General features: G+C 60.7%; 15 protein-coding genes. 14 read left to right on the forward strand and 1 reads right to left on the reverse strand.

The features are described 5' to 3' along the window. The first annotated feature begins 43 nt into the window (after positions 1–43). The 12 genes from hisG (at position 44) to HME9302_RS08275 (ending at position 13,525) form a co-directional block, all read left to right on the forward strand. Positions 44–697 (forward strand): ATP phosphoribosyltransferase, encoded by a 654-nt coding sequence (hisG, locus tag HME9302_RS08220; RefSeq protein WP_115366616.1) that lies wholly within the window; start codon positions 44–46, stop codon positions 695–697. Then, on the forward strand, positions 697–1,986 hold the full coding sequence (gene hisD / locus HME9302_RS08225; protein WP_115366617.1) for a histidinol dehydrogenase: 1,290 nt from the start codon (positions 697–699) through the stop codon (positions 1,984–1,986). Before hisG ends, hisD begins: the two co-directional genes overlap by 1 nt. Then, a complete protein-coding gene (nusB, locus tag HME9302_RS08230) occupies positions 1,983–2,444 on the forward strand; it encodes a transcription antitermination factor NusB (RefSeq protein WP_115366618.1) in 462 nt (153 codons plus the stop codon). The genes hisD and nusB overlap by 4 nt, the downstream gene beginning before the upstream one ends. Before the next feature lie 95 nt (positions 2,445–2,539). Continuing rightward, entirely contained in the window at positions 2,540–3,043 is a 504-nt protein-coding gene (locus HME9302_RS08235) for an SEL1-like repeat protein (protein ID WP_181815714.1), read from the forward strand. A 60-nt stretch (positions 3,044–3,103) separates the two neighbouring features. Then, on the forward strand, positions 3,104–3,997 hold the full coding sequence (gene thiL / locus HME9302_RS08240; RefSeq protein WP_115366620.1) for a thiamine-phosphate kinase: 894 nt from the start codon (positions 3,104–3,106) through the stop codon (positions 3,995–3,997). Between the two features lie 125 nt (positions 3,998–4,122). Further along, positions 4,123–6,309: a sodium-translocating pyrophosphatase gene (locus tag HME9302_RS08245; RefSeq protein ID WP_115366621.1), complete on the forward strand. Its 2,187-nt coding sequence runs from the start codon at positions 4,123–4,125 to the stop codon at positions 6,307–6,309. Between the two features lie 237 nt (positions 6,310–6,546). Continuing rightward, positions 6,547–8,616 carry an alpha/beta hydrolase family protein gene (locus tag HME9302_RS08250; RefSeq protein ID WP_115366622.1) on the forward strand — a complete coding sequence of 690 codons (2,070 nt, stop codon included), beginning with the start codon at positions 6,547–6,549 and terminating at the stop codon, positions 8,614–8,616. A 198-nt stretch (positions 8,617–8,814) separates the two neighbouring features. After that, positions 8,815–10,017 carry a GNAT family N-acetyltransferase gene (locus HME9302_RS08255; RefSeq protein WP_181815715.1) on the forward strand — a complete coding sequence of 401 codons (1,203 nt, stop codon included), beginning with the start codon at positions 8,815–8,817 and terminating at the stop codon, positions 10,015–10,017. Next, positions 10,014–10,895, forward strand: a complete 882-nt coding sequence (locus HME9302_RS08260; RefSeq protein ID WP_115366624.1) for a lysine-specific demethylase — start codon at positions 10,014–10,016, stop codon at positions 10,893–10,895. Before HME9302_RS08255 ends, HME9302_RS08260 begins: the two co-directional genes overlap by 4 nt. A gap of 31 nt (positions 10,896–10,926) precedes the next feature. Then, on the forward strand, positions 10,927–11,865 hold the full coding sequence (locus HME9302_RS08265; protein WP_115367598.1) for an acyl-CoA thioesterase: 939 nt from the start codon (positions 10,927–10,929) through the stop codon (positions 11,863–11,865). A gap of 132 nt (positions 11,866–11,997) precedes the next feature. Beyond that, on the forward strand, positions 11,998–13,113 hold the full coding sequence (locus HME9302_RS08270; protein WP_115366625.1) for an HWE histidine kinase domain-containing protein: 1,116 nt from the start codon (positions 11,998–12,000) through the stop codon (positions 13,111–13,113). Between the two features lies 1 nt (position 13,114). Then, entirely contained in the window at positions 13,115–13,525 is a 411-nt protein-coding gene (locus HME9302_RS08275) for a response regulator (RefSeq protein WP_230079931.1), read from the forward strand. Between the two features lie 40 nt (positions 13,526–13,565). On the opposite strand, the gene uvrC is transcribed toward HME9302_RS08275, so the two are convergent. After that, positions 13,566–15,518 carry an excinuclease ABC subunit UvrC gene (gene uvrC / locus HME9302_RS08280; protein WP_115366626.1) on the reverse strand — a complete coding sequence of 651 codons (1,953 nt, stop codon included), beginning with the start codon at positions 15,516–15,518 and terminating at the stop codon, positions 13,566–13,568. A gap of 163 nt (positions 15,519–15,681) precedes the next feature. On the opposite strand from uvrC, the gene HME9302_RS08285 reads away from it, so the two are divergent. Both HME9302_RS08285 and HME9302_RS08290 read left to right on the forward strand, forming a co-directional pair. Then, complete coding sequence (locus tag HME9302_RS08285) at positions 15,682–17,364, forward strand: WS/DGAT/MGAT family O-acyltransferase (protein ID WP_115366627.1); 1,683 nt, start codon at positions 15,682–15,684, stop codon at positions 17,362–17,364. Next, positions 17,361–18,194: an esterase/lipase family protein gene (locus HME9302_RS08290; RefSeq protein ID WP_230079932.1), complete on the forward strand. Its 834-nt coding sequence runs from the start codon at positions 17,361–17,363 to the stop codon at positions 18,192–18,194. Before HME9302_RS08285 ends, HME9302_RS08290 begins: the two co-directional genes overlap by 4 nt. The last annotated feature ends 13 nt before the right edge of the window (positions 18,195–18,207 follow it).

An 18,207-nucleotide genomic window follows, 5' to 3' on the forward strand; every position in this document is an offset into this window, starting at 1 on the left:
TCGCGTTGCCCTTTTGCTGGCCAGTCCCTAAGTCGCGCCGGACATGGATACCGCGCTGACTTTCGCCATACCCAAGGGCCGCATTCTGGACGAGGCGTTGCCTGTTATGGCGCGTGCCGGAATCGTGCCGGAAGATGCCTTCCACGACAAGGCCAACCGCAGCCTGACCTTCGGCACCACGCGGCCGGACATGAATCTGATCCGGGTGCGCGCCTTCGACGTGGCGACATTTGTGGCGCATGGCGCAGCGCAGGCTGGCATTGTGGGATCGGACGTGATCGAGGAGTTCGATTATTCGGACCTTTATGCCCCCGTCGATCTCGATATCGGGCATTGCCGCTTGTCCCTCGCCAGCCCTGCCGGCGGCTCTGTGCCCGTGGTGGGCAACACCCATGCAAGGGTTGCAACCAAATACCCCAATCTCACGCGTCGCCATTTCGAGAAGCTCGGCGTGCAGGCCGAATGCGTCAAGCTGAACGGAGCGATGGAGATCGCCCCCAGCCTCGGGCTGGCAGGCCAGATCGTCGATCTCGTATCGAGCGGGCAGACGCTGAAGGATAACGGGTTGGTGGAAACCGATCGCATCATCGACATATCAGCCCGGTTGATCGTCAACCGTGCCGCCCTCAAAACCGATCGGCGTGTGGCTGAGCTGGTGGAGGCATTTCGCGGTGCCATCGCGGAAGGTGCCGCCTGATGCGCCGTCTCAATACCGCCGATGACGGCTTCGAAAAGGCGTTCGCCCGCGTCGTCGACCAGCGGCGGGAAACCGCCGACGATGTAGCACAGGATGTGCGCGGCATACTCGGCACGGTGCGGATGCGCGGTGATGCGGCGCTGGCCGAATATACCGCCCGTTTCGATCATCACGATTTGGCGACGCCGGACGATTGGCGAATTGAGGCCGGGGCCTGCGAACAGGCCTATGCCGAACTCGATGCGGAATTGCGCGACGCCCTGGACTTGGCCGCTGCCCGCATCCGCGACTATCACACGGCGCAGCTTCCCGAAGACCGCGACTATACAGACGATGCCGGTGTCAGGCTGGGCGCGAAATGGACCGCTGTCGATGCGGCCGGTCTGTATGTGCCGGGCGGCCGGGCGGCGTACCCGTCATCCCTGCTGATGAACGCAATCCCCGCGCGCGTCGCCGGGGTAGAGCGGTTGGTGGTCGTGACGCCGACGCCCCATGGCAAGATCAATCCATTGGTACTGGCCGCCGCGCATATTGCGGGTGTGGACGAATTGTGGCGCATCGGCGGGGCGCAAGCGGTGGGCGCGGTTGCCTATGGAACGGACCGGATTGCCCGTGTCGATGTGGTAACCGGCCCCGGCAATGCATGGGTCGCAGAGGCCAAGCGCCAGCTTTACGGCGTGGTCGGCATCGACATGGTTGCCGGTCCAAGCGAAATCCTTGTGGTCGCCGACGGTGCGAACGATCCGGACTGGATCGCTGCCGACCTGCTGAGCCAGGCCGAACACGATCCCACCAGCCAGTCCATTCTGATTACCGACGATGCGAAATTCGCCGACCAGGTGGAAGATTGCGTGGACTTGCAGACCAGCACGCTGTCGACCGCAAAAATTGCGCGCGAAAGCTGGAACGCGAACGGCGTCATCATCGTGGTGCGCGATATGGCCGAGGCGCCTGCGCTCGCCAACCGGCTGGCGGCGGAACACGTGGAACTGGCAATCGATGGACCGGAAGCGATGTTCGCGCATATCCGTCATGCGGGCAGCGTCTTTCTGGGCCGGAACACGCCCGAAGCTATCGGCGATTACGTTGCCGGACCGAACCATGTATTACCAACCGGACGGCGCGCCCGTTTCGCCAGCGGACTGTCGGTACTGGACTTCATGAAACGCACCAGCTTCATCTCGGTGAGCGACGAAGGGCTTGCCGCCATCGGACCCGCCGCCGTCACCCTCGCTCGCGCCGAAGGGCTTCCTGCCCATGCCAAATCCGTGGAGTTGCGGCTGAAATGAATTCCCCAAAACGTTCCCAGGCCCGCTCTGCCGCGCGCCTTGCTGCCGTACAGGCGCTGTACCAATTACATATGGAAGGCACCGCCATGACGCGGTTGCTCGATGAATTTCATCAGCACCGCCTGGGCCGCGAGATCGAGGATGGCGAACATTACGCCGATGCCGAAGTGGAGTTTTTCGACGATCTGGTGACGGGCGTTGCAGCGCGGCGCGAAGAAATCGACGCTGCCCTGACCGCGAAGCTGGCGGGCGGCTGGACCCTCGCCCGGATGGACAAGACCATGCTGCAGGTCCTGCGCGCCGGAGCCTACGAACTGATGGCCCGCGCAGACGTACCTTTGGGCACCGCCATCAGCGAGTACGTGGATGTCGCCAAAGCCTTTTTCGACGACCGCGAAGCGAAGTTTGTCAACGGCATCCTCGATGCGGTAGCAAAGGAAGCACGCAAACCAGATTAATGCGCGGTTCATCTACCGACATGTCTTAATCTTGAAAACATGGGAGAATTGACATGCGCCGGACTTCTTTGATCGCTTTTGCAACAGTTGGAATAATGATTGTTCCTGCCGCAACGGTTTCCGCGCAGGGTGTCGATACCCCCGGTGATGCCTTCCGCTCCGGCCCGGCCAGTGCGTTTGCCAGCCGTCCGGCGGACGCACTTGCTTATGGCGGGACATGGGGCAGCAAGGCAGGCGCCGAATTTGATCGCGAGTGGACAAACTACAAAGCCCTGCAGCGAAGCCGCGACGCTACAGCCATCGCGCAGTTCCTGGTGGAAAAGGCGAAGGATGGCCGCGTCTGGGCCATGCGCGAGGCTGGCGCGTTTTATGCCGGACGCTTTGGCTTGGCCAACCATCCGGACAAGGCGCTGTACTGGTTCCATCAGGCCGCTATCAACGGTGACGAACAGGCTGCTGCAGTTGTCGGCACCGCATTCGCCCGCGGTATTGTGGTCGAACAGGATGAGCAGCTCGCGCGGTTCTGGTTGCAACGCGCTATCGACGGCGATGACCGCAAGACCCGCCTTGATGCCGCGAAAGTGCTGGCTTCGCTCTAAACGGTCAAACCCGCGTGAACAGTATTGGCGGCCCTTGCCGCGTCGGGTAGATGGCGGCGCATGCCGTCCTTCGACGAACGTACATTTATCGCTGCGCTGCGCGGCATTGCGAACCATCCGGCCGCGCGCGGGCTGGGTGATGATGCCGCTGCGCTGGAGTTTGGCGGCGAGACGCTGATCCTGACGCATGACGTGATGGTGGAAGGGGTGCACTATCTCGCTTCGCAGGACATGGCCGATGTCGCGTGGAAGCTGGTGGCGACCAACCTGTCCGATCTCGCTGCGATGGGCGCGCAACCCATGGGCGTGTTGCTCGGCCATATGCTGGGGCGGGACGATGCGGCGTTCATCGAGGGATTGCGGCAAGCGCTCACGGTGTTCGGTGTTGCACTCCTTGGCGGCGATACGGTCGGGTCCGGAAACGAAAACACCCCGCGCGCGCACGGGCTGACCGCTATCGGACGCGCAACCCATACACCTGCCCCCTCGCGCAGCGGCGCGCAGATAGGCGACATCATCTGGCTGTCCGGCCCGGTGGGTGCGGCGATGATGGGTTTCGAAGCAGTCCGTGACGCGACGGGCGAACCGAGCGGCGCTTTCCGCCGGCCCGTTCCGCTGCTTGACGAAGGCCGTGCGCTTGCCCCCCATGTCACCGCCATGATGGACGTTTCTGACGGGCTGCTGCTGGACGCCACACGGCTGGCGGAAGCGAGCGGCGTAACCCTCTCGCTCGACCGGATGGCGGTGCCCCTAAGCGCGCCCGAGGCTCGGCGGGACGATGCCTTGCGCTGGGGCGATGATTACCAACTGCTTGTGACAATTCCCCGAGGCGTCGAGCCTCCCATACCGATGCACGCCATCGGCACGGTCGTCGCCGCATCCGATGTGCCGCTCTTGCTTGATGGCCAGCCCCCTGCCCTTGGAACGTCGCTCGGCTACGAGCATGGGACATAGCGCGCCGACATTGCTCACCATCAGCAAAGCGCTTGCATCGCAAGCCTGCCTGCCATAGCCACCGGCACTTGCATGACCTGCAATAGCGGGCATCGAGGATAATCTATCAAAGGGAGGGGGGATCTGTGAATCTCGTACTTATCTCAATCGGGCTCGGTTTACTCGCCATCGTGTATGGCTTCGTAACCAGCCGCCAAGTGCTCAATTCGGGTGCCGGCAATGAACGTATGCAGGAAATTGCGGGCGCGATCCGCGAAGGTGCGCAGGCCTATCTCAAACGCCAATACACCACCATCGCCATCGTCGGCGTGGTGGTTGCTATCCTCGTCTACCTCTTCCTCGATATGCCGCGCGGCGGCGCGCCTATTTCTGCAATCGGTTTTCTGATCGGCTCGATCCTGTCTGGCGTGGCAGGCTTTATCGGAATGAACATTTCGGTTCAGTCCAACGTCCGTACGGCTGCGGCCGCGCAAAGCGGGCTGCAGCAAGGCCTCACGCTGGCGTTCCGCGCCGGTGCGATCACCGGTATGCTGGTGGCTGGCCTCGCGCTGCTGTCGATTGCCGGGTTTTTCTATGTGCTGACGGCGGTCATGGGTCTTCCCGCAAACGACCGCGAAGTAATTGACGCATTGGTGGCGCTTGCCTTCGGTGCTTCGCTCATTTCCATTTTCGCGCGGCTAGGCGGCGGTATCTTTACCAAAGCGGCCGATGTTGGCGCCGATCTGGTGGGCAAGGTCGAGGCGGGCATTCCCGAGGATGATCCCCGCAACCCCGCCGTGATCGCCGACAACGTTGGCGACAATGTCGGCGACTGCGCCGGTATGGCCGCCGATCTTTTCGAAACCTACGTGGTCACGGTTGGCGCAACGATGGTGCTGACGGCGCTGTTGCTGACGGGCCTTGGCGATCTGCTCATCCCGATGATGGCGTTGCCGCTGCTGATCGGCGGCGTTTGCATCGTTACCAGCATCATCGGCACTTACGCCGTAAAGCTGGGCAAGAGTGGCAAAGGGGCGACCAACATTATGGGGGCCATGTACAAGGGCTTCCTGCTGACCGCAGTCCTGTCCATCCCGGCCATCTTCTTCGCCATGTGGCTGGCCCTTGGCGACATGAACATGGTCATCGGCGGCGAGAACCTCGCCAATGTTGATCCGGGCGCTCCGCTGGCTGAAGAAGGCACCTCGTCCATCGCCGGGTTCACCGGCTGGTCGCTGTTCGCCAGCTCCATGGTCGGCCTTGCGCTGACGGGTCTGATCATCTGGATTACCGAATATTACACGGGCACCAATTACCGCCCGGTCCGCTCCATCGCCAAGGCTTCGGAAACGGGCCACGGCACCAATGTGATCCAGGGTCTGGCTATCAGTCTGGAGTCGACAGCATTGCCAACGCTGATGATCGTGATCGGCATCATCGTGAGCTACCAGTTCGCCGGCCTCATGGGCATTGCCTATGCCGCGACTTCGATGCTGGCGCTGGCCGGCATGGTCGTGGCGCTGGATGCTTACGGTCCCGTGACCGACAATGCCGGGGGCATTGCCGAAATGGCGGGCCTTGATGAAAGCGTGCGGGAAAAGACCGACGCGCTGGATGCAGTGGGCAACACCACTAAGGCCGTGACCAAGGGTTACGCGATCGGTTCCGCCGGCCTTGCCGCGCTGGTGCTGTTTGCCGCCTACACGGCCGATCTGGCGGAGTTCTTCCCCTTGCTCGATGTCGATTTCAGCCTTGAAAACCCGTACGTCATCGTCGGGCTGCTGCTGGGCGGGCTCTTGCCCTACCTGTTCGCGGCCATGGGCATGACGGCCGTGGGCCGCGCGGCGGGCGATGTAGTGAAGGACGTGCGTAACCAGTTCGCTAACGACAAGGGCATCATGGAAGGCACCAGTCGTCCCGATTACGCTCGCACGGTTGACCTCGTCACCAAGGCGGCGATCAAGGAGATGATCGTTCCATCGCTGCTTCCAGTGCTTGCACCGATCGTGGTCTATTTCGCGATCAACCTCGTTGCAGGCCAAGCAAACGCTTTCGCTGCGCTGGGTGCTTTGCTGCTGGGCGTGATTGTCGGCGGCCTATTCGTGGCACTGTCCATGACCGCAGGTGGCGGCGCTTGGGACAATGCCAAGAAGTACATCGAAGACGGCAATCACGGCGGCAAGGGTTCAGAAGCCCATCACGCAGCCGTCACTGGCGATACCGTGGGCGATCCTTACAAGGACACCGCGGGTCCGGCCGTGAACCCGATGATCAAGATTACCAATATCGTGGCGCTGCTGTTGCTCGCCGCGCTGGCAGGCGGAGGGGCCTGACGGCAGACGCACAAGCCGCGTGCGGTCCGTCAATGACGGCTCGCTCTTGATCGGAAAACCCCGCCCGAAACCATTCGAGCGGGGTTTTCAGTTGCAGTTCAGGAAAAATCCAATATTCATGAGCTTATCGAGCTTTGCAGACGATTAGCTCCCGTCATGCGTGCCGCGTTCTTCTGAACAGCTTGGCCGCAGCGCCGGGGTTTGCGGGGCATCCAACAGGATGGAATAGGGGTCCATATGTCTATCAAGAAATTCGCACTTCGCGGCGTCAGTACAGCCGCGCTCTCACTGGCGGCTGTCGGCATGCTACCCGGCGTCGCCGCGACGTCCGCCATCGCGCAGGACGCGCCGCCGCAGGTAGCTGCCACGATCGATGGCCGTATTCCGGTTGCCGAATTCGTCAAGGCACCAAACATGAAGAACGTGTCCATGTCGCCCAAGGGTGACAAGATCGCGTACCTGACCGGTAAGGACGGGCGCGATGTACTCGTCGTACTCGACCTGACAACGATGAAGGAAACGCCGATTCTCGCCGCTGAAGAAGCCCGCGAGGCCGGTGACCGTACCATGACCGGGTTTCGCTGGATCGGGAACGATCATGTCGTCATGACCATTATCAGCCGCGAAAATCTGGGTGGCGGTCTGTCCGACTTCCGGCGGCTGGTGGCCTTCGATACGAAATCGGGCAAATCGGTACAGCAGGCCTGGCGCGATGCCGGCGGCGATGCGGGCGTTATTCTCTATGCCGATCACGATACCGGTAAATATCTGTTGCAACGCGATTCCGTAGCCAACAGCACCGAACGCTGGGGGTTCCCGGAAGTCGTCGAAGTCGATGTCGATACCGGCAAGTTCAAGATGGTCCAGCGGACCAATCCGGTCGTGCGCGGCTGGTCTGCCGATTCCAACGGCAACATTCGCGCCGGTTACAGCAGCGATCGCGATAACGGGAAGTTCCGTATGCTGTATCGCGGTGAGAACGAGCGCAACTTCAAGACCGTCTACAACGAAGCTGACGACACCTTTACTGGCTCGCTGCCAACGCCGGACCTGTTCATTCCAGGAACCGATACCGCCTACACCACCTCGCGCCATGAAGGGTACGAAAAGGTCTACAAGGTGGACATGAAGACGATGAAACTGTCCGAACCCGTGTTCGAGACGGAAGGGTTCGATGTTGGCGGGCTGGCCGTGGATGGCAATGAAGGCAAATTGCTCGGCTATCGCACCTTCGACGGTACGCGCGATACCGTGTTGCTGGATGAAACGCTGAAGACTGTGGATGGCTTCATGGAAGACTTCTTCGGCAAGGGCGAGGCATCTGTCATCGACTGGAACGAGGATAAAACCAGGTTTCTGGTTTATGCCGGCGTCAACAAGCGCAATGGCGGATATTATTTGTTCGACGCGCCATCAGGCAAGATGCAGCTCCTGAACTGGGCCCGTACGGCGCTGAAGGATGCACCGAAGAACCCTGTAAAGGCTGAATGGTACACTGCCAGCGACGGCGTGAAGATACAGGCAATCGTGACTTATCCGCGCCACCGCATGGGTCAAAAGAACCTGCCGGTGGTGGTCATGCCGCATGGCGGTCCGTTCGGGGTGCTGAGCGCCACCAATGCCGCCGAGCCATGGGGTCAGCCGCTGGCTGAGCAGGGTTACGTCGTGATCCAGCCGAACTACCGGGGTTCGGGCGGTTACGGGCGCGAGTTCGAGGAATTGGGCCGCCAACCCGGCGGTTACGGCAAGCGGATGCAGGACGATCTGAACGACGTTCTTACCTATTTCGGTGAGAAGGGCGTCATCGACCCTGACCGCGCCTGCATCATGGGTTGGTCCTATGGCGGCTATGCCGCATCGCGCGGCGCCCAGCGCGATCCGGAAGTATGGGACTGCGCCATTGCCGGCGCCGGCGTGCACGACATGGCGCTGATGAACAAATGGGATGCGGAAAACCTTGGCCGTTTCAGCAGCGGTTTCCAGGCAACATCGGATGATCCGGACGGCATTTCTGCCGCCAAGAATACCGATGGCCCCTGGGCTCCAATCCTGATTGTCGCGGCAAAGCGTGATGCGCGTATTCCCATGGAACAGGCAGAAGTGCTCGTTTCCAACCTGAAGAAATCGGGCAAGGTGGAAGGTAAGGACTTCCGCTACATCGTGCAGGAACAGGGCACGCATAACCTGCCCTATGATGATGTGCACATTCAGTGGATCGAGGAATCGCTGGCCTGGCTGGAGAAATACAACCCGGCCTACATTCCTTCCGATGGCGACCAAGCGCCTGCGCTTATCAAGTTCGACTGAACTGGATACACTGCACGGTGCTGCGGGCCTGACCCGTCAGGCCTGATAAGACGACAAGATGTGGGGGCGCTGCCGGAAATGGCAGCGCCCCTTTTCGCGCCGCAACTGCCAGCAGAACGCTGGTTAACGGCATTGCAACCCTCCTGCGTCACAGTCCCTGCCTCACGGCTTTCGGGCATGACAAAGGAACTTCCGCGCATGGAACAGACCGCAGACTGGATCGCCGCTACAGGCGATGGCGGTGTCATGCGGGTGGTCGATCCGGACCTATTGCGGAGCAATGCGTTCCGCGCGGAGTGGGACGCGCTCGCCGCCAATGCCAGCGAACCGAACCCATTTTTCGAAAGTTGGTATTTGCTGCCATCGCTCGATTTGTTCGACGTACTCCGCAAAACCCGCATCCTGGCCCTGTACAATAATGACGGCGGAAGCGAACGGCTGGTCGGCCTGTTCCCTGTCGGAAGCAATTTCGACTATTACGGTTACCGTCTGCCGCACCTCTTCACCTGGTCGCACGCCAATATCTTCCTCGGCACGCCGTTGGTCGCCGCCGGTTTCGAACATGCTTTCTGGGGCGCGCTACTGGATTGGGCAGACCGGAACGCGGCGTTGGCACTGTTCCTGCACTGCCCGGATATACCTGCCGACGGTCCTATCTTCGCCGCCTTGCGCGATGTCGCCATCCGCCATTCCCGCCCCGCCGCCATCGTCCAAAGCTATGAGCGTGCATTGCTGAAATCGGACGATGACGCGGAAAGCTACTTCGCAGCCAGCGTCAACGGCAAGCGGCGTAAGGAATTCCGCCGACGGGCCAAGCGCTTTGCCGAAGGTGGCGAAGTTTCGCTGGAGCAAACGCGTGGCGACGAGGGTATCAGCGATTGGCTCAAGGAGTTCCTCGCCTTGGAGCAAGCGGGCTGGAAGGGCGACGAAGCGTCCGCTCTCGCCTGCTGCGACAAGACTACCGCGCTATTTCGTCAGACCATGATGGCAGCGGCAAACCTTGGCCGATTGGACCGCGTAACCTTGCGGCTCGACGGTAAAATGGTGGCCGGCTTGCTGACCGTTACGGCAGGATCGGGCGCGTTTTCCTACAAGACCGCTTACGACGAGGCTCATGCCAAGGCTTCGCCCGGTGTCATGTTGCAGCGGCACTATCTGGAAACGCTGGCCGATCCGGTGCTCGACTGGACCGATAGCTGCGCGGCGCCGGACCATCCGATGATCGATCACTTCTGGCGCGAAAGGCGGCCCATGGTGCGGGTCAGCATTCCTGTTGGCGGTTCCATGCGGCAGGCTATCGCGCGCGGTATCATTAGGCAGGAAACCGGTCGGCCGGTGGTTGGGGCGCTGGATGTGTTGCTGGAAAAGCCCCAGACGCTGACTGTGGAGCGTGCCCGATGAACGCCGTTTCGCCCATTATCGCCGAAGCCCGAACCGGCCGCCCGGTTTTCAGCCCCGCAGCACGCGCCACTTTCGCCGAAAATTATCCTGAACAGCCACATATCCTGCCGCACGCGCTGGCGAGGCACGATCTGCTGACGCTGGACGCGCTGGCCGAACTTGCCGGGCAGCTTCCCCCGATGTCGATCGAGTATAACCGTGGAGACCTGCCGATCGGTGTCGATGACAAGCCGGAAGCGACCGGGCTTTCGATCGAGGATACCATTCGGCACATCGCGGCCAGCAATAGCTGGGCGGTGCTTAAGAATATCGAACAGGTGCCGCAATATGGCGGGTTGCTGCATGGTCTGTTGACCGAATTGCAGACCGAGATCGAGCGGGCCACCGGGGCCATGTTACGTCCGCAGGGTTTCGTGTTCATCTCCAGCCCGGATGCGGTCACCCCGTTCCATTTCGATCCGGAACACAACATCCTGCTGCAATTGCGCGGCAGCAAGGTGATGACCCAGTTTCCGGCCGGCGACACCCGGTTCGTCGCGGATGAATTTCATGAGCAATATCATTCGGGCGGTCCGCGGGAGCTGACCTGGAACGACAGCTTTGCCGAACATGGTCGGCCTTTCGCGCTTCGCCCGGGCGAAGCTCTGTATGTGCCAGTCATGGCGCCCCACTTTGTGCGTAACGGGGCAGACAGCTCGGTTTCGCTGTCGATCACCTGGCGCAGCGACTGGAGCTTTAACGAGGCAGACTCGCGCGGAATGAACCGGATACTGCGCCGCCTTGGCTTTGCCCCCGCCGCGCCAGGCCGGTTCCCACAGAGCAATCGCCCCAAGGCGCTTGCATATCGGGCGTTGCGAAAGCTTGGCCTCACCGATTGACGAGGCGATCTGCGCGCAGCATGGCGGCGCGATGAACACGGTTCCAACAGACGAAAACCCTTCAAACGAACAGCTTGTCGCGGGTTTGACCGCTTTACTTACCGTAACGCGCGACGCCGAGAACAGTTTTACCGGTAAGCCGCAGCCCGGCGGCATGGGGCGCGTGTTCGGCGGGCAAGTAATAGCGCAGGCATTGCAGGCGGCGCAGGCCACTGTTGGCGAGGACCGCGCGGCCCATTCGCTTCACGCATATTTCCTGCGCGGCGGGGAAGAGGGTCCAGCCATACACTACCAGACCGCTCGCGATCTCGACGGACGCAGCTTCGCCAACCGCCGCGTGGTCGCTACCCAGGGCGACGCGCCGATCCTCAACCTGACCGCCAGTTTCCAGCGTCCGGAAGACGGCATGACGCATCAGGCGGCCGCCATGTCCGATGCGGTCCCGCCCGAAGACCTGCAGCCTGACATGGAGCAACGCGCGAAGCTGGTCGATCAGTTCGGCGGCAAGATGTCCGAGGCGCAACGGCGGCTCGTCCTGCGCCCTCGCCCCATCGAAATGCGCACGATGGACAAGCTGCACTGGATGAACAGCGAACCCAAGGCACCCGTCGCCCATAGCTGGTTCCGCACAGTAGCCCCGCTCCCCGATATCAGCGCCAATCCTGCCAACGCCGCGCTGCACCGTGCCGTCATCGCCTATGCCAGCGATTACACGCTACTTGGTACCGCTGCCCTGCCCCACGGCCTCAGCTGGATGCGCGGCGAGCTGGTCGGGGCCAGCCTCGACCACGCAATCTGGTTCCACCGTCCCGCACGCGCGGACGAATGGTTGCTCTACGTCACAGAAAGCCCTTGGAGCGGCAGTGGGCGCGGCTTCAACCGAGGCAGCATCTTCGACCGCGAGGGTCATCTGGTGGCAAGCGTTGCGCAGGAAGGCATGATGCGTAAACGCAAGGCGAAAACGGACTGAAACAGGTTCCGGAAGGCGCAAATCCTTAGACGTATATCCCGTACTCCGGGGAGGATAGCCGCGCGAACCTATGCAAGTGTCACATGTTCTCCTAACGCCGATGTCGACAAGCAACCCCTGAAGCGACCTGCCATGCAAGATCCGGACAGCCAGAACTCCAAACCCACCATTGGTGCGTCCGATGCCAAGTCGGAAATCGCCCGGCTCACGACGTTGCTGGATCAGGTGCGCAGCGACCGCGAGGCTGATCGCCTTGCTGCCGAAGAGCGCGAAAGCCTGCTGGAGGCGATGATCGAGGTTGTACCGATCGGCGTTGTCTTCGCCGATGCGCAGGGCCGTATCATTCACGGCAACAGTGCAACGGAACGCATGGTGGGACATGCGGTGCTGCATTCGGCCGATACCGATTCATACGGGGAATGGGTTTCCTTCCACGCCGATGGCCGCCGGGTGGAATCTCACGAATATCCATTGGCCAAGGTAATCGTCGAAAAGGCCGATCATGCAGAACTGGATGTGCATTACCAGCGCCCCGACGGAACCAAATTCTGGATGCGGATAATCGGCGAACCGGTGCGGGGCTCGAATGGCGAACTGAATGGCGCAACAGTCGTACTTCTTGATATCGATCGCGAACGAAATTTGCAGCACGCCCAGGAAGTGCTGATTGCCGAACTGAACCATCGCGTTAAAAATGCCTTCAGCGTTACCCAGTCGATCGTGTCTCGCTCACTTCGAAATGAAAACGTCGCACCCGATCTCGACCAGCGCATCGACCGGCGGCTCAATGCCTATGCGAAAGCGCATGCCAGCCTGATCGGAAACACCTGGGGCTTCGCCAAGCTGGATGAAGTTGCGCGTGAAATCCTCGAACCGATCGCCGATCAGCGGGTGTCGATCGAGGGGCCTGACTTGGAGATGCCGTCGCGCACCGCCATCGCGTTTTCAATGGCATTGTACGAACTTGCTACCAATGCGGTAAAATATGGGGCTCTTTCCGACGAAGACGGCAGCGTATCGTTCACGTGGACAATCGATGACGGCGATACGGATCAACCGACAGTAACCATACTGTGGACGGAACGGGGCGGCCCGCCAGTTTCCAAACCAGATGCGAAGGGCTTTGGCACGTTTGTTACCGAACGCGCAATTATGGCCGAAACCAAAGGGACAGCCGAAACGTTCTTTTATCCTGAAGGCCTGGAATGGCGTCTTTCGATGCCCAAACCACAGGAGAGCGACACCTAACGTGACCAGCGATACCGAAAAAATGTTACGCGGCGACGAAACCGTAGGACCGCAATGTATCTTTATTGTCGAAGACGAGTTTTTGGTCGCATTTGAAATGGCCGACCTGCTGGAAGATCTCGGCTTCAACGTCGTTGGTCCTTCAGTTCATCTTGCAGATGCAATGGAGAAGGCGAGAACTGCGAAAATTGATGCGGCTTTCCTCGATGTGAACCTTGGCGAAGATAAAACCTCCAAGCCGGTGGCCGACATATTGCGTGAGCGAAAGATACCGTTTGTCTTTGTAACTGCTTATGATCGCAACGAAATCAGTTTTCTGATGTCGGATGATCAGGTGTTGAAGAAACCCATCACGAGCGAACGCCTGTTGTCGACCTTGCGCAAGGCGTTTCCGGATCTGGAAAAGAAGTAGGTACCACTCCGGTTTGTCGTAATGCGAACCTGGCCTGCGGTTATCCGCTGGTGTGGTAATAATCGTAGATCGTTTGTGCGACCGCCTCGCTTACGCCGGGCGCGCGCTGGAGGTCCTCCAGACTGGCAGCGCGAACCTTCCCGGCAGTTCCGAAATGCAACAGCAACGCGCGTTTGCGGGCGGGACCTACTCCCGGTATTTCATCGAGCGGACTGGCTGTGATAGCCCGGCTTCGTTTCGCCCGGTGGGCGCCGATCGCGAAACGGTGAACTTCGTCACGCCAGACCTGCAATTGGAACAGTACAGGCGAATTCGTCGGTAGCGTTTTTTCGCGGCCGTCGGGGAAGTGGAACACCTCTTTGCCCTCGCGCCCGTGGCCTGGCCCTTTCGCAATCGCGATTAGCGGAACGTCCTCGATCCCCAGCTCTTCCAGAGTATCGCGCACGCTGGACATCTGCCCCTTGCCGCCGTCGATCAGTACGAGATCCGGCCATACTGCATGTTCGCCGGTAGTCTCGCGATCTGGGTCATCCTTGATGGCGCGGGCGAACCTGCGCTCCATGACTTCGCGCATCATGCCGAAATCGTCATTCGTCTGCGCGGTCTTGATGTTGAACTTGCGATACTGGTTTTTGATGAAACCTTCTGGCCCGGCAACGATCATGCCGCCGACCGCTTTCGCCCCCTGAATATGGCTGTTGTCATACACTTCCACACGTTGCGGAATTTCGGGCAGCTCGAGAAACTCCGCCAGCTCGCGCATGGTGCGGGCCTTGGTTCCGCTTTCCGCCAGCCGCCGGTCGAGCGCTTCCGTCGCATTGCGCTGCGCCTGTTTCATCAGGTTGCGACGGTCGCCGCGCTGCGGAATGGAGATATCGACTTTCACTTCGGCCAGCGCCGCAAACGCATCCTCGATGACGTCCTGATCGGGCAGTTTACGGTCCACCAGAATTGTGCGCGGCGGCGGCACTTCCTCATAGAACTGGGTCAGCACATCGGCGAGCACCTGGGCTTCGTCCACCTCGCCGGTGTTGCGCGGGAAAAATGCGCGGTGGCCCCAGTTCTGCCCGCTGCGAATGAAAAAAGCCTGCACCACCATCTGGCCGCCCTTGGCGGCAAGCGCGAACACATCGGCATCGCCCACGCCGCTGGCGTTGATCGCCTGCGAACCCTGGATGAAGGTCGCCGCGCGCAGCCGGTCGCGCAGGATAGCAGCCGTTTCGAACTCCATGTCCTGCGCCGCCTTGGCCATCTGCTTTTCCAGATCGGCCTGCACCGCACCGGACTTTCCGCCAAGGAAGTCCTTCGCCTGTTTGACCAGCGCGTCGTAACCGTCTTCGTCGATGCGGCCCACACAAGGCGCACTGCATCGCTTGATTTGATACAACAGACACGGGCGGTCGCGGTTGCGGAAGAAACTGTCGGTGCAGGATCTGAGCAGGAACAGTTTTTGAAGTGCATTGATAGTGGCGGTGACTTTGCCCGCCCCGGCAAACGGCCCGTAATAATCACCCTTCGCCCGCCGTGCGCCGCGATGTTTGGAAATACGCGGAAACGCATGGTCGGCGCGCAGCAGGATGAAGGGGAAGCTCTTGTCGTCCCGTAACAGCACGTTGAACGGCGGACGGAACCGCTTGATCAGCTGCGCCTCCAGCAGCAGCGCCTCGGCTTCCGAATTGGTGGTGACGATCTCCATCGCACGGCACTGGCTGACCATGCGTTTTAACCGCGTGGTCAGGTTTTTGACCTGCGTATAATTCGCGACCCGCGCCTTCAACGCCCGCGCCTTGCCCACATACAGCACGTCACCGCGCGTATCGAGCATCCGGTACACGCCCGGCTTGTGCTTAAGCGTAGCAGCGACTTCGCGGATGGCCGCCACGCCCGCATCCAAGTCCGGCGTGGCGCTGGACACTGTGTAAGTCGCGCGCTCTTCCAGAAAGCGTTCGCTGCCACGCGGGTTATGCGGTGTTCCGGCGGGTGTGCGATCCATGATCGGCAAGATAGGCCGTGCGGTCGCCTATCTCAATCGCAGGGAGCGAATTTTGCGCAACGCTATCTCTGTGTTAGGTCCGGCAGGCAGGTCAAAAGGCCGCACCAATCGGTTTTGGGGATCGAATTTCCGGGGAGCAGCGGACTTGCGGCAGCTACAAGGCATGGATGCATCTTTCGTTGCGCTGGAAACGCGCAATTCGCCGATGCATATCGGGTCGTTGCTGATCTACAACCCAGCCACCGCACCGGGTGGGTTCGTGCGCTTCAAGGACATTCTCGCCTTTTTCGAGAGCCGGATGCAGCTGTCGCGCACCATGCGCCAGCGGCTCGTAAAGGTGCCGTTCGACCTCGATTATCCGTATTGGGTGGAGGATCCGGATTTCGACCTGGAATACCACGTTCGCCATATCGCCCTGCCCAAACCCGGCGACTGGCGGCAACTGTGTATTCAGGCCGCCCGCATCTTCGCTCGCCCGCTCGACCTGACGCGCCCACCGTGGGAATTCACCATTGTCGAGGGGCTGGAGAATATCGAAGGCGTTCCCGAAGGCAGTTTCGCCATGGTGACCAAGGTCCACCATGCTGCGATCGACGGGATGAGCGGGGTCGATCTGCTAGAAGCGTTGAATACGCTGGAACCCGACGCGCCGCCACCAGATACGCCGGATACGTGGCAGCCGGAACGCATTCCCGGCGCGCCCGAATTGCTCGGAAAATCCTATATGAGCGCGCTTACAAACCCTTTCAAACAGTTGGAAGTAGCTGCCAAAGCAGCGCCGGGACTGGCCAAAGCGATCAAGGGGCTGGCGACCAAGGACTTCAAGGTCAGCCGCGACATGATCGCGCCGCGCACACGCTTCAACAAGACGCTATCGAGCGCCCGCGTGGTCGAGGGCCGCAGCGTGCCGCTGGCCGATATCAAGGCGATCCGTATTCTGGCGCAAGACAGCAAGGTCAATGACGTGTTTCTCGCCATCGTCGGTGGGGCGTTACGCAAATACCTGCTGGCGAAGGACGATCTGCCCGATAGATCCCTGACCGCGATGGCGCCTATTTCAGTGCGCGAGAAGAACGAGAAAGGCGATATGGGCAATCAGGTCGCCGCCATGGTCGCGCAGCTAGGTACGCATATCGATGATCCGGCAGAACGGCTGGCCTATGTTACATCGAAAACCACGAATTCCAAGGCGATGACAAACGCGATCGGCGCGCGGAACATGACCGAGATCAGCAAGGTCAGCCCCGCGCTCTACATGGCGCTGGGGGCGCAGCTATATACCCGCCTTGGGCTCGCAAATCGCGTCAATCCGCCATTTTCCACCATCGTTACAAACGTGCCCGGCCCGCCCGTGCCGGTCTATTCCACCGGGGCGAAGCTGGAGAGCCATTTCGGGCTGGTCTGCCTTACCGACGGCATGGGCCTGGGTCATGTCGTGCAAAGCTATTGCGACGAAGCCACCATCAGCTTCACCGCGTGCCGCGATTTGATGCCTGATCCGGAATTCTATTCGCAGTGCATTCAAGACAGTTTCGAAGAACTGCGTGACGCGTCTCGTCAGGCAAACGGCAAGACCGCCCAACCCCGTTCAGGTTCGGCAAAGACCTCGTCCGCTAAAACAAATAAACCAAGCGCGGTTAAACCAAAGAAACCGGCATCGAAAACAGCGAAGAAGGCTGCGGTGCGTACGGCTCCTGCGAAGAAATCACCACGCAAGACAAACCCGGTAAAGACGGCAACGAAGGCTGCAGCCGGCAAGTCCGCCCTGAAAATTGCCAAGCCGAAGACTGCAAAGCCGAAAGCTGCCAGGAAATCCGGCGCAGCAGCAAAGAAAGCCACGACATGACCAATGCGACTACCGCGCCTGGGACCGGGCAGCCGTCCACGCAAACTACGGCCAAATATCCGCCGAATGTCGGGGCGCGTCCACCCAGCCGCTTGCTGGCGCTGACCGAACCGCACCGGGCGATGGCGGAATATGCATCGTTTCTGGCGCTGCGCCCTGCGCTGAACCTTTTGCCCCGGGGTGACGGGCACGGCGTGCTGGTCCTTCCCGGGTTCATGGCGGGTGACGGTTCGACCCGTCCCATGCGCAGATTACTCACACGGCTCGGCTACGATGTGGAAGGCTGGAAACTTGGCCGCAATGTCCGTGTGGACAACGCGCGAGTGGAGGCGATGGGCAAATGCGTGACCGAGCTGCACAAGCGCACCGGACAGAAAGTATCGATTGTCGGTTGGAGCCTGGGCGGTGTCTTTGCCCGCGAACTGGCCAAAATCATGCCCGAAAAGGTGCGTCAGGTCATTTCGCTCGGCAGCCCGATCAGCGACGATCGCGGTCACACCAACGCCGCGCGGCTGTTCGAATGGTTGAATGGCGAAAAGCCCGAACCGATGCAGCAGGGAAACTTCCAGCAATTGGCTGAGGCCCCGCCGGTTCCCACCACCTCGATCCTGACCAAGGGTGACGGCGTGGTCCACTGGCGCGGATCGGTGCAGAAACCGACCGATAACACCGAAAATATCGAGGTAATCGCCAGCCATATCGGCCTGGGCGTGAACCCGTCGGTGATGTACGCAATCGCAGATCGCCTCTCGCAGGTGGAAGGCGAATGGAGCGAATTCAGGCCTTCCGGGTTGGCACGGATGTTTTATCCGCGCTCTCGCTTGCATTAAAATATCGACTAAC

It is taken from the genome of Alteripontixanthobacter maritimus, from assembly GCF_003340475.1.
Lineage (GTDB): Bacteria > Pseudomonadota > Alphaproteobacteria > Sphingomonadales > Sphingomonadaceae > Alteripontixanthobacter > Alteripontixanthobacter maritimus.